The 12,833-nt window shown below is 69.7% G+C and carries 9 protein-coding genes; 8 read left to right on the top strand and 1 reads right to left on the bottom strand.

Annotated features, from left to right (window positions below):
- The 8 genes from AB0I21_RS56600 to AB0I21_RS56565 form a co-directional block, all read left to right on the top strand.
- Positions 1-1,137, top strand: a 1,137-nt coding sequence (locus AB0I21_RS56600; protein WP_360574228.1) for a family 43 glycosylhydrolase, incomplete at its 5' end; no start/stop codon positions are given.
- A 244-nt stretch (positions 1,138-1,381) separates the two neighbouring features.
- The gene (locus AB0I21_RS56595) at positions 1,382-2,779 is read left to right on the top strand and encodes a glycosyl hydrolase (protein WP_360574226.1); all 1,398 of its coding nucleotides are present in this window, start codon (positions 1,382-1,384) and stop codon (positions 2,777-2,779) included.
- Between the two features lie 45 nt (positions 2,780-2,824).
- Entirely contained in the window at positions 2,825-4,405 is a 1,581-nt protein-coding gene (locus tag AB0I21_RS56590) for a ricin-type beta-trefoil lectin domain protein (RefSeq protein WP_360574224.1), read from the top strand.
- A 112-nt stretch (positions 4,406-4,517) separates the two neighbouring features.
- The gene (locus tag AB0I21_RS56585; protein WP_360574222.1) at positions 4,518-5,939 is read left to right on the top strand and encodes a ricin-type beta-trefoil lectin domain protein; all 1,422 of its coding nucleotides are present in this window, start codon (positions 4,518-4,520) and stop codon (positions 5,937-5,939) included.
- A gap of 46 nt (positions 5,940-5,985) precedes the next feature.
- Positions 5,986-7,440 carry a ricin-type beta-trefoil lectin domain protein gene (locus AB0I21_RS56580; protein ID WP_360574220.1) on the top strand — a complete coding sequence of 485 codons (1,455 nt, stop codon included), beginning with the start codon at positions 5,986-5,988 and terminating at the stop codon, positions 7,438-7,440.
- Between the two features lie 152 nt (positions 7,441-7,592).
- Entirely contained in the window at positions 7,593-8,714 is a 1,122-nt protein-coding gene (locus tag AB0I21_RS56575) for a ricin-type beta-trefoil lectin domain protein (protein ID WP_360574218.1), read from the top strand.
- Between the two features lie 42 nt (positions 8,715-8,756).
- Positions 8,757-10,082 carry an RICIN domain-containing protein gene (locus AB0I21_RS56570; protein ID WP_360574216.1) on the top strand — a complete coding sequence of 442 codons (1,326 nt, stop codon included), beginning with the start codon at positions 8,757-8,759 and terminating at the stop codon, positions 10,080-10,082.
- Between the two features lie 53 nt (positions 10,083-10,135).
- Complete coding sequence (locus tag AB0I21_RS56565) at positions 10,136-11,689, top strand: alpha-L-arabinofuranosidase B (RefSeq protein ID WP_360574214.1); 1,554 nt, start codon at positions 10,136-10,138, stop codon at positions 11,687-11,689.
- A gap of 598 nt (positions 11,690-12,287) precedes the next feature.
- Here AB0I21_RS56565 and AB0I21_RS56560 read toward each other — a convergent pair.
- Positions 12,288-12,773: a hypothetical protein gene (locus tag AB0I21_RS56560; RefSeq protein WP_360574212.1), complete on the bottom strand. Its 486-nt coding sequence runs from the start codon at positions 12,771-12,773 to the stop codon at positions 12,288-12,290.
- Positions 12,774-12,833 lie beyond the last annotated feature (60 nt).

Raw genomic sequence — 12,833 nt, 5'->3', positions numbered from 1 at the left:
ACGGATCGTGGTGCGGCGACGCAGCAGTTCCGGTTGCAGGACTCCGCCGGCGGGTACGTCCGGTTCGTCAACCGGCAGTCCGGCAAGGTCATCGACGTGTGGGAGCGGTCCACCGCCGATGGTGGCCGGTTGGCCGCCTACCAGGACGTGGACGGCACCAACCAGCAGTGGCAGCTGGTCCGCCTCGGCGGCACCACCCCCACCACCCCCGGCGGCACGTCATCGACGCCGGGCACGACACCAGGCACGCCACCGGCGTCCTACCCGCAGCCGAACCGGGTCTCCGGCGACACCGGCGTGCACGACCCGACCGTGGTCAAGCGGCCGGAGGGCGGCTACCTGGTCGCGCACACCGGCAACAACATCGCCCTGAAGACCTCCACCGACCGGGTCACGTTCCGCAACGCCGGCGCCGCGTTCCCCGGCGGGGCGTCGTGGACCACGACCTACACCGGCGGGGCGCAGAACCTGTGGGCGCCGGACCTGTCCTACCGTAACGGCCGCTACTACATGTACTACTCGGCGTCGACGTTCGGCTCGAACCGGTCCGCGATCTTCCTGGCGACCAGCACCACCGGCGCATCCGGCAGCTGGACCAACCAGGGCCTCGTCATCGAGTCCCGGACCTCGGACAACTTCAACGCCATCGACCCGAACCTGCTCGTCGACGACCAGGGCCGCTGGTGGCTGACGTTCGGCTCGTTCTGGTCCGGGATCAAGCTGATCCCGCTCGACCCGGCCACCGGCAAGCGGTCCGGCACCGCGATGCACAGCCTCGCCAGCTACGGCCCGGGCATCGAAGCGCCGGTCATCGTCAAACGCGGCACCTGGTACTACCTGTACGTCTCCTTCGACCGCTGCTGCCAGGGCGCGGCCAGCACCTACCGGGTGATGGTCGGCCGGTCGGCGAACCCGACGGGACCGTACGTCGACCGGACCGGACGCGACATGCTCGCAGGCGGCGGCACCCAGGTCCTCGCCTCCCACGGCAGCATCCACGGCCCCGGCCACGAGGCGGTCCTCGCCGACAACGACGGCGACCAGCTGTTCTACCACTACTACGCCGACAACGGCGCGTCGTTCCTTGGCATCAACCGGATCGGCTACGACGCCACCGCCTGGCCCTACGTCTACTGACACGACCCTCCCGGTGGACGCCTCATCGAACGTCCACCGGGAGGCGCCGGCCGCCGCCGCGGCCAGCCCTCACGACCGCCGGGTCCCTATCTGCGCCACCGGCCCGGCGGATCACCGGCCCGCGAAGGGGAAGGTCATGACCCATCCCGCAACGAGTTCTCCGGGTGGTCGATCCGCGCCGTCCGGTTTGTCCGCCCGGCATACCACCCGCAAATCCCGCCGCACTCGGCCGGCGCTGCTCGCGGTGCTCGTCTCGGCCGTCGCAGTGGCGAGCACGCTGATCAGCCTGCATGTGGCGTCCGCCGCCGTCGGTGCACCCGTGGTCAGCGTCGCGTCCAGCCGCTGCCTGGACGTGACCGGCAACGCCTCGACCAACGGCACCCAGGTCCAGATCTGGGACTGCAACGGCCAGCAGAACCAGGGCTGGGTGTTCACCGCGGCCGGTGAACTGCGCACGTTCAACGAGCGCAAGTGCCTCGACGTGCCCGGCGGCGCCGGCACCGCCGGTACCATCCTGGCGATCTGGGACTGCAACGGCGGCGCCAACCAGCGCTTCGCCCGCAGCAGCGACGGCAGCATCCGCTCCACCCCGTCCGGACTGTGCCTGGACGTGACCAGCAACGCCACCGCCAACGGCACCCGCGTGGAGCTGTGGGCGTGCAACGGGCAGGCCAACCAGCGCTGGACCGGAGGCAGCGGCAGCACGGGGACCGCGTCGCCGCCGCCGTCGGGCTGTTCCGCGGTTCCGGTCGACCCGGCGGCGACGCGTCAGGCCCGGAATCTGCTGTGCTACCTGTACAGCCAGTCCGGCAACCACATCCTGTCCGGCCAGCAGGAGTCCACCTGGGTCGCGGGCCCGGACTACGAGATGAACTACCTCTACGCCAACACCGGCAGGTATCCGGCCGTGCGCGGCCTGGACATGGGCGACTCGCCGACGTTCGGCGCCCGGGCCCTGGCGTGGTGGAACTCCGGCGGCATCCCGATGGTCGGCTACCACATGGGCTCCCCGGCCCAGGACAGCGACGGCTACGCCGGGTCGCAGATGCGAGGCGACATCAACGCCGCGCTGACCCCGGGCACCGCCGACCACACCCGGCTCACCCGGCGCCTGGACGCCGTGGCCGCCCAGCTCAAGGTCGTGCAGGACGGCGGTGGAGCGGTGCTGTGGCGGCCCTACCACGAGGCCGGCGGCACCTGGTTCTGGTGGAGCATGGAAGGCGGCGCCCAGTACGTGCGGCTGTGGCAGTTCACATTCAACTACCTCACCCGGACCAAGGGCATCCACAACCTGGTCTGGCTGCACCCGTACAACGGCGCACCCAACGCGTCGTTCTACCCCGGCAAGGCGTCCGTCGACGTCGCCGGCGCCGACACCTACGCCGGGGACCACAGCGCCCAGAACGGTCTGTACAACGCCACGCGTGCCATCGCCGGGGGCGGCATCCCGATCGCGCTGCACGAGAACGGGCCCATCCCCGACCCGGCGCAGCTGCAGTCGACCGGGACCCGGTGGGTGCTGTTCAACACCTGGCACACCACGTGGCTGACCAACACCTCCACCAACCCGACCGCACTGCTGCGGACCGTCTACACCAGCGCATACGTCGTCACCCGCGACGAGGTGCCGAACCTGCGCTGAGTACCTCCGCCCGACGTCCCGCCGACACCCCACGAAGGAGAACCCGTGCGTCAACTGTTGCGCCTGGCGCTACCGGTACTGCTGGCTGCCGCCGCGATACCGGTCGGGCTGTTGTCTGCCGCACCCGCGCAGGCACTGGAGAACAACCTCGCCCGCACCCCGCAGATGGGCTGGAACGACTGGAACAGCTTCGGCTGCAACGTCAACGACAGCCTGATCCGGCAGACCGCCGACACGATGGTGTCCAGCGGCATGGCAGCCGCCGGGTACACCTACGTCAACATCGACGACTGCTGGTCGGAGCGCAGCCGCGACAGCAGCGGCAACCTGGTGCCCGACCGGACCAAGTTCCCGAACGGGATGAAGGCGCTCGCGGACTACGTCCACGGCAAGGGCCTGAAGCTCGGCATCTACTCCTCGGCCGGCACCACCACCTGCGCGGGCTACCCCGCCAGCCTCGGCTACGAGCAGCGCGACGCCAACACCTGGGCGTCGTGGGGCATCGACTACCTGAAGTACGACAACTGCGGTGACCACGGCGGCCAGAGCGGCCAGCAGCGGTACACCGCCATGCGCGACGCGCTGGCCCGCACCGGCCGGCCGATCCTGTTCGCGCTGTGCAACTGGGGCCAGGACAACGTCGGCCAGTGGGGACCCGCGACGGGCAACTCGTGGCGCAACACCGGTGACATCCAGGGCAACTGGAACTCCGTCATGGGGATCCTCGACGCCCAGCCCGGCTACGCCGGCGCGTCGAAACCGGGCGCGTGGAACGACCCGGACATGCTGGAGGTCGGCAACGGCCTGTCCGACACGGAGTCCCGGGCCCACTTCAGCCTGTGGGCGCTGCTCAACGCGCCGCTGCTGGCCGGCAACGACCTGCGGACCATGAGCGCGGCCACCCGGTCGATCCTGACCAACACCGAGGTCATCGCCGTCAACCAGGACTGGGGCGGCCGGCAGGGCAACCGGATCGCCGACTTCGGCAACTCCGAGATCTGGACCAAGCCGATGTCGAACGGGTCGATGGCCGTGGTGCTGCTGAACCGGGCCTCCAGCGCCGTCACCATCGCCACCTCCGCCGCCCAGATCGGACTCGGCGCCGCGTCGAGCTACACGGTGCGTGACCTGTGGGCGCACGCGAGCACCACCACCAGCGGCACCGTCAGCGCGTCGGTGCCGGCACACGGCGCGGCGATGTACATCGTGACCGGTGGCGGCACCACCAACCCGGGTACCAGTTTCGCGTTGCGCGGGCAGGGATCGGGGCGGTGCCTGGACATCACCGGCGCCTCGCAGACCAACGGCACCCTCGCCGAGATCTGGGACTGCAACGGCGGCGCCAACCAGCGCTTCACCGCCACGGCCGCCGGTGAGCTGCGGGTCTACTACGGCACGAAGTGCCTGGACGTCTACAACCAGGGCACGGCCAACGGCACGGCGGTGGAGATCTGGGACTGCAACGGCCAGCCCAACCAGCAGTTCCGGACGAACGCCGACGGCACGGTGACCGCGGTGGGCGCCAACAAGTGCCTGGACGTCAACGGTGCCGCGACGGCCAACGGCGCGAGGGTCCAGGTCTGGGACTGCACCGGCGGCAGCAACCAGAAGTGGACCAAGGTCTGACCGACCCGACCCCGGCGCGACCGGCCTTCCCCTGGTCGCGCCGGATCCCCCACCGAGGGCGCTGCCGGCGGCCGAGGTGGTGGCAGACGACCTTCCGGAAGGTGTGAGGTACATGCACGCAAACGCACGTGCCGGTCGCGGCGGCAACATCCGGCCGGTGCCGGGTGGCGACCCGGAACGCGGGGCGCCGGGCGGTGCCGGGGCGCACCGGCCGGCCCGCGGCTCCCTGTCCCGGCGTGGCCGGCGCATCGCCGCCGTCGCGGCCGCGGTCACGCTGAGCGTGGCCACCGCAGGGGCCGCGATGCTGACCCGTTCGCCCTCGGCGGACGCGGCCTCGTTCCAGCGCGGGCCGGATCCCACGGTGCAGAGCGTCGCGGCCAGCCGCGGCACGTTCGCCACCGCGGAGATCACCGTGCCGCGCGGCTTCGGCTTCAACGGCGGAAAGATCTACTATCCGACCGACACGAGTCAGGGGACCTGGGGCGCGATCGCGGCCGTGCCCGGCTACACCGCCAGCTGGGCCGCCGAAGGCGCCTGGATGGGGCCCTGGCTGGCGTCCTTCGGGTTCGTCGTGATCGGCATCGACACCAACAGCCCCACCGACTACGACACCGCCCGGGGCACCCAGCTGCTGGCCGCGCTGGACTACCTCACCGGGCAGAGCGCGGTCCGTGAGCGGGTCGACCCGAACCGGCTGGCCGTGCTCGGGCACTCCATGGGCGGTGGCGGCGCCATCAGCGCGGCCATGCGCAGGCCCTCACTGAAGGCGGCCGTGCCCCTCGCGCCGGCCTCGTTCTCGCAGAACCTGTCCAACGTCCGCGTGCCGACGCTGATCATGGGCGCGCGGGACGACGGCACCATAACCCCGTCCTCGATCAACAGCCTGTGGGCCACCAAGCCGGCCACCACGCCGGGTGCCTACGTGGAGCTCACCGGCGGCGGGCACGGGTTCCCCACCTGGGGCAACTCCCAGGTGACCCGTCGGGAGATCCCCTGGCTGAAGATCTTCCTCGACAACGACAACCGCTACGCGCAGTTCCTGTGCCCGTCCCTCGCGGACTCCACCGGCGTCTCGCGGTACCTCAGCCAATGCCCGTACGGCTCCACCGGCCAGCCTTCGTCCCCACCCGTCAGTTCCCCGCCTGCCGCCGGCGGGCCGGTCCGTGCGGTGGGTGCGGGGAAGTGTCTGGACGTGCCGAACGCGTCGCAGTCCAACGACACGCAGGTGGCGATCTGGGACTGCCACGGCGGCACCAACCAGCGGTGGACGTACACCTCCGGCAAACAGCTGCGGGTGTACGGCGGCAAGTGCCTGGACGCGGCCGGTCACGGCACCACCAACGGCACCCGGGTCATCATCTGGGACTGCGGTGGCGGCGCCAACCAGCAGTGGAACGTCAATGCCAACGGCACCATCACCGGCGTCGAGTCCGGGCTCTGCCTCGACGTCACCGGCGCCTCCACCGCCAACGGCACCCTGGTCGACCTCTGGGCCTGCAACAACGGCAGCAACCAGCAATGGCGCCTGGGATGAGCGACTGGATAACCGTCACCACAAGCGCATCTGACCTGGAGGACCAATGACCGTATGTGGACGTCCACGGCGCCTCGCTTCGCTCGGTGCGGCCCTCGCCGTGCTGCTGGGCATGCTCGGCGTGTACGTGGCGACCGGCGCACCGGCGAATGCCGCCACCAGCCAGTTCCGTGGCGTCAACTGGGCGGACGCCAGGGACAACTTCCTCTACGACGAGAACGTCCCGATCGGGCTGTCGAAGTCGGACAACTACGCGACCACCTACACCAAATCCACCGCGATCCTCAAGGGATTCCAGAACCTGGGCTCCAACACCATCCGGTTCGGGATCAACCCGCAGACCACGTCGTCGCCGTGGTGGGGCAGCCTGACCGCGGCGTACGACGCGGCCAACGCGCTGGGCATGAACGTGATGATCGCACCCTGGCCACCGACCGGCGGCCGGATCAGCGACATGAACGCGTTCTACACGATGTGGGACACGGTCATCGCCAAGTACGGCAGCAACAGCCGGTTCTACTTCGACATTGTCAACGAGCCGTGGGGATACAGCGCGACCGAGCTGACCAACCTCGCGGCCGCGTTCCTGCAGCGGTACTCGACCATCCCGCGCGGCCGGATCGTGGTGCCGGGGCTCTGGTCGGACATCGACCTGTGCGCCGTGGGCAGCGACGCCCGGCTGAACGGGACCCTGCTGTCGATCCACATGTACACCCTGGGCGGCGAGACCCACCCGACCGAGGCAGACTGGGTCAACAGCTTCAAGGCCCGCCTGTGCGGGCACGCCGACCGGGCCATCCTCACCGAGTTCGGGGTGCCGATGAACACCGGCGTGAACTACAACGGCCCCCGCGACGGCAACAACAACGTGTCGTACTTCTACGCGCTCACCGACACGGTACGCGAGCTGGGCATGGGCTCGCTGGTGTGGACCGGGGTCAAGGAAGCCAACCAGACGCAGGGCCCCGGCCCGTGCTTCAACGCCTCCTGCGCGATCACGTCACTGACCGGCAGCGGCACCAACCTGTCGCTGACCGTCACCAACCAGTCCGGGCTCGACCGGCTCCGTCACGGCTGGGGGCTCGACGGCACCCAGTCGCCGTCGCCGAGCGGCTCCGGTGGCGTGCTGCGGGGTGTCGGCTCCAACCGGTGCCTCGACGTGCCCGGCGCCAGCACGGCAAACGGCACGCAGCTGGCGATCTGGGACTGCACCGGCGGCACGAACCAGCGTTGGGTCGCGCTGTCCAACGGCGCCCTGCAGGTGTACGGCAACAAGTGCCTCGATGTCCCCGGCCACGCCACGGCCGCGGGCACCAGGGTGCAGATCTGGGACTGCAACGGCGGCGCCAACCAGCAATGGACGCTCAACAGCGACGGGACGGTCGTCGGCCGCGAGTCCGGGCTGTGCCTGGACGTGACCGGCGCGGGCACCGCCAACAGCACCGCGGTGGAGATCTGGAACTGCACCGGTGGCAGTAACCAGAAGTGGACCCGGCGTTAGCTGGCGGGCTACGCCGGGGCCGGGTGCCGTCGGGGGCGGCGGCACCCGGTCCACCGCGGTAGGTGCCAGTGCACCGCCGACTGCATCAGATCAACGGGCACGGGTTGGGCGTGGCGGCGCCCGGCCCCTCCAAACCTCTCAGGAGTCGTCCAATGCATCGCAGATTCCCCTTCTCCACCGTCCTCGCCGCACTGCTGCTGGCGGCCGCCTTCGTCGCGGTCCAGCCGGCCGAGCCGGCCCGGGCCGCCCAGCCGGTCCGCATCATGCCGCTCGGCGACTCGATCACCGGCTCACCCGGCTGCTGGCGGGCCCTGCTGTGGAACCAGCTGCAGAGCGCCGGCTACACGAACATCGACTTCGTCGGCACGTTGCCGGCGCAGGGCTGCGGCGTCAGCCACGACGGCGACAACGAAGGCCACGGCGGCTATCTCGCCACCAACATCGCCAACCAGAACCAGCTGCCCGGCTGGCTGTCCGCGACCCGGCCCGACGTCGTCGTCATGCACCTCGGCACGAACGACGTCTGGAGCAACATCGCCCCGGCCATCATCCTGGCCGCGTTCAGCCGGCTGGTCGACCAGATGCGGGCCAGCAACCCCGCCATGAAGATCCTCGTCGCGAAGATCCTTCCGATGAACCCGGGCAACTGCCCGCAGTGCGGCCAGCGCGTGGTCAACCTCAACACCGCGATCCCGGCGTGGGCCGCCGCCAAGACGACATCGGCGTCACCGATCACCGTCGTGGACCAGTGGACCGGCTTCAACACCGCCACCGACACCGGCGACGGCGTACACCCCAACAACGGCGGCAACCAGAAGATCGCCGCGAAGTGGTTCGGCCCGCTGACCCAGGCGCTGAACGGCACCAACCCCACGACCCCGCCTGCCGCCGGCGGGCCGGTCCGTGCGGTGGGTGCGGGGAAGTGTCTGGACGTGCCGAACGCGTCGCAGTCCAACGACACGCAGGTGGCGATCTGGGACTGCCACGGCGGCACCAACCAGCGGTGGACGTACACCTCCGGCAAACAGCTGCGGGTGTACGGCGGCAAGTGCCTGGACGCGGCCGGTCACGGCACCACCAACGGCACCCGGGTCATCATCTGGGACTGCGGTGGCGGCGCCAACCAGCAGTGGAACGTCAATGCCAACGGCACCATCACCGGCGTCGAGTCCGGGCTCTGCCTCGACGTCACCGGCGCCTCCACCGCCAACGGCACCCTGGTCGACCTCTGGGCCTGCAACAACGGCAGCAACCAGCAATGGCGCCTCGGATAACTGCAACACCTGTCCCTCGAACCGATACAAGGAGTCATGTTCATGCAACGACGTACATTGCTGAGGCTGGGCGCCGCGGGAGCGGCGAGTGTGGGGGCGGCGTCCTGGCTCGGAGCCTGGCAGGCGAACGCCGGCACCGCCGCTGCGCTGCGGGCCGCGCCGAGCACGCCGTTCGCGGTGGGTGTGCGCCAGTACAACTGGACGCGCGGCACCCGCCGGATCACCACCTTCGTGTACTACCCGGCCACCGGCACCCCCGGCGGCAGCCCGGTCACCAACGCCCCTGTCGCCCCGGGCGTCTTCCCCGTCTGCGCGTACCAGCACGGCCTCGGCGGCACCCCGCAGGGCGCCCTGTCGGTCATCCGCCCGCTGGCCGCAGCCGGCTTCATCGTCCCCGCCGTCAGCGTGCCCGGCGTCGGCATCGGTGACACGTACAACGGCGAACTGCCCAGGGACAACTCCGAGGCCATCACCCGGACCCTCGCGCTGAACACCACCGGCGGCGACCCGCTGGCCGGCCACATCGACACCACCGTCGGCGTCGGCATGTCCGGGCATTCCATGGGCGGCATGACCACCCACGCGATGCTCACCGCCTTCCCCGACCCCCGGATCAAGGCGGCGATCCCGATGTCCTGCGTCGACATGGGCAACCCGGACGGCACAGTCCGCGCCAACGTGCTGTTCGTCCACGGCGACCGGGACCCCACCTGCCCGTACACCTCGGCCCGGCAGGCGTACTCGGAACTGCCCGCGGCGAAGGCGTTCCTCACCTTCGTCGGCGGCGACCACGGCAACTTCTTCGGCAACGCCCTGTCCATGCGGACCTTTGTCGACTGGATGCGGTGGAGTCTGTACGGCGACACATCCGCCCGGGACCGGCTCGCCGCTGATGCGACGTCGTCCACGACCAGGTGGGAGTTCGTGCCGGGTTCGAGCGAGCCGCCGCCGGCCTCGACGTATTTCAACCTGGTGGCCCAGCACAGCGGCAAGGTCGCTGAGATCACCGGCGCATCCACCGCGGCCGGGGCCGGCCTCGCGCAGTGGACGAGTAACGGCGGGCAGCATCAGCAGTTCGCGTTCATCGACGCCGGCGGCGGCTATGTCCGCATCAAGGCCCGTCACAGCGGCCTGGTCCTGCAGGTCGCCGGCAACACCAGCGGCGCCGCCATCACGCAGCAGCCCGACACCAACGCCGCCGGCCAGCAATGGCGCCTCACCGAGCAGGGCGGCACGGTCAGCCTCGTCAACCGGCAGTCCGGCCTCGCCATGGACGTGTGGGAACGCTCAACCGCAGACGGTGCCCGCATCTCCCAGTACGCCTACTCCGGCAACCCCAACCAGCGCTTCACCCGCAGGGCCGTCTAACCACACACGTACCAGCACCGACACACCCCCGCTACGGAAGAGGTAAGGCAACCATGGCACTACGAGAACACCGAAGCCTGCGCCGCGTGACCCTCGCGGCCGCATTCGCCGGCGCCCTCGTCGCCGGCCTACTGGCCGCCGGCGTCGGCACTTCACAGGCGGCGACGTCGTTGCCGTGCGACATCTACGCCTCCGGCGGCACGCCTTGCGTCGCAGCGCACAGCACCACCCGGGCGCTCTACGGCACGTACAGCGGCCCGCTCTACCAAGTTCGCCGAGCCTCCGACAACACCACGCGGGATGTCGCACCGGTCAGCGCCGGCAGTTATGCCAACGCCGCGACGCAGGACACCTTCTGCGCCAACACCTCCTGCGTGATCACGATCATCTACGACCAGTCCGGCCGCAACAATCGCCTCACCCAGGCACCCCCCGGTGGCTTCAGGGGGCCGGCGGCCGGCGGCTACGACAACCTCGCCAACGCCACCGCGGCACCGATCACGGTCAACGGTCACAAGGCGTACGGCGTCTTCGTGTCCCCGGGCACCGGCTACCGCAACAACGCCACCAACGGCATCGCCCGCGGCGACCAGCCCGAGGGCATGTACGCCATCTTCGACGGCACCCACTCCAACGGCGGCTGCTGCTTCGACTACGGCAACGCCGAGACGAACAGCCGCGACAACGGCAACGGCACCATGGAGGCCATCTACTTCGGCAGCAACAAGATCTGGGGTTCCGGTGCCGGCAACGGCCCGTGGATCATGGCGGATCTCGAGAACGGCCTGTTCTCCGGAGCCAACCCGCGCAACAACGCCGCGGACCCGAGCATCAGCCACCGCTTCCTGACCGCAATCGTCAAGGGTGAACCGAACCACTGGGCCATCCGCGGCGGCAACGCCCAGACCGGCAACCTCGCAACCTTCTACAACGGCGCCCGGCCCAACGCCGCCGGCTACAACCCGATGAAGAAGGAAGGCGCCATCATTCTGGGCATCGGTGGCGACAACAGCATCAGCGGCGCCGGCACCTTCTACGAGGGTGTCATGACCTCCGGATACCCCTCCGACGCCACCGAGAACGCCGTCCAGGCCAACATCGTGGCCGCCGGCTACAGCACCGCCGGCACCAGCAGCGGCCCCACGGTCGGCTCGAACATCTCCCTGCGGGCCACCACGGTCTGCTGCACCACCCGCTACGTCAGCCACGCCGGCGCGACCGTCTCCACCCAGGTCGTCACCGCATCCAGCTCTGCCACCGACAAGGCCAACGCGTCGTTCACGGTGCGGGCCGGCCTGGCCAACGCCTCCTGCGTCTCCTTCGAGTCGCGCAACACCCCCGGCAGCTACCTGCGCCACCAGAACTACCAGCTGTACCTGCACGCCAACGACGGCACCGCGCTGTTCGCCGCCGACGCCACGTTCTGCCCGCAGACAGGCCGCAACGGACAGGGCAACTCGTTCGCGTCGTCGAACTTCCCGGACCGGTACATCCGCCACTACAACAACAGCGTCTACATCGCCAGCAACGGCGGCACGAACACCTGGGACTCGGCCACCGCCTGGACCGACGACGTCAGCTGGGCCGTCGTCCCCGCCTGGGCCTGACGATCCGATGAAGCTCGCATCAGGCCGTGCGCGCTGATCGGTGCGGTCCTGGCCGGCACCCGCCACGCCAGGACCGCACCTCCTGGCCCTCGCGTCCTGGCTCCCGGCGAATCGCAACCGCGGTCAGCATCGCGTCGATGCCCATGAGCGCGCCGTGGATCGCGATGTCGTCCTTGAACCCCGCCGGGTCACCCAGGATCTGCAGGCTGCGGGTTGACGGGTCGGCGAGAAGGACGTCCGGCGGTGCCGGACCGGGTCCGCCGGCAGTTCACCGCACCCGCATCAGATGTGCTCTGCGGCGGTGATGATCAGTGCCGTTCCTGGTAGCGCCGTGCTCCCGTGTATGACGTCGTGATACGGACGGTTGGTGGTGGAGCGGGAATACCTGTGGACGGGCGAGGGTCTTGCGGCGGCCCGTCGTCGCAAGTTGCCCTTGAGGAAGTCGATCAGGCATTGCACGCTCCGCCGGGGTTGCGCTTTGAACGCCGGATCGGTGTCGGGTAGCTCCGGCGCATTGCTGCGCCGGAGCCCCCTAAGAACCGTGCGTGCCACTCGTCGCGGCACACGGCTCAAGCAAGCCCTGGTGGCTCGCGGGTGTCTACGTTGGCTGTTGGCCGGTGCGTGTCTGACATGTGTTGTGGACCAGGTGCAGGTCCGGTGCGTGCGGTGGGCCGTGCGTCGCGAAGCGGATCGTTTTGACGATCTCTTTTCGAGCGGCCGCGAGCCGGTGTTCCCAGTCTTGTGGGGACTGCGGCTGTTGGTCGTCCGGGAGCAGGAGTCCGCCGCAGGCCGCGCAGCGCCCGCGCTGGTCCCGAAGGAGGCGTCGGCGGAGGAGGTCGGTGGTGGACTCGCGTTCTGACTTCCGGCGGCGTTGGGCCCAGTACTCGGTCAGGGTCGGGTCGTCGGGTGACGAGGCGCCCTTGACCATGATGTGCCGCACGATCCGTGTCCAGGCGAACTTCTGGAGGTAGGCGCCGGTCTCGCGGTCGCCGAACACCCATCGGTCTTTCCTGGTCGGATGGAACTGCCCGAAGTAGCGCTGGGTGATCCCCGCGTTCCGCAGCTGAGCGGCTGTTCTAGGCACGGGCGCGGAGGGAATCGCAGGTCAGCGGCGTTACGGTAGTCGGAAATGCTGGAATCGCCT

Source organism: Dactylosporangium sp. NPDC050588, from assembly GCF_040654975.1.
GTDB lineage: Bacteria > Actinomycetota > Actinomycetes > Mycobacteriales > Micromonosporaceae > Dactylosporangium > Dactylosporangium maewongense.
The sequence above is the reverse complement of the archived record's forward strand: the minus strand, read 5'-3'. Positions and strand labels throughout refer to the sequence as shown.

Bases quoted from the DNA above. Each gene is read 5' to 3' on its own strand.
- AB0I21_RS56585 (WP_360574222.1), top strand. From the start codon at position 4,518: ATGCACGCAAACGCACGTGCCGGTCGCGGCGGCAACATCCGGCCGGTG.
- AB0I21_RS56580 (WP_360574220.1), top strand. From the start codon at position 5,986: ATGACCGTATGTGGACGTCCACGGCGCCTCGCTTCGCTCGGTGCGGCC.
- AB0I21_RS56575 (WP_360574218.1), top strand. From the start codon at position 7,593: ATGCATCGCAGATTCCCCTTCTCCACCGTCCTCGCCGCACTGCTGCTG.
- AB0I21_RS56570 (WP_360574216.1), top strand. From the start codon at position 8,757: ATGCAACGACGTACATTGCTGAGGCTGGGCGCCGCGGGAGCGGCGAGT.
- AB0I21_RS56565 (WP_360574214.1), top strand. From the start codon at position 10,136: ATGGCACTACGAGAACACCGAAGCCTGCGCCGCGTGACCCTCGCGGCC.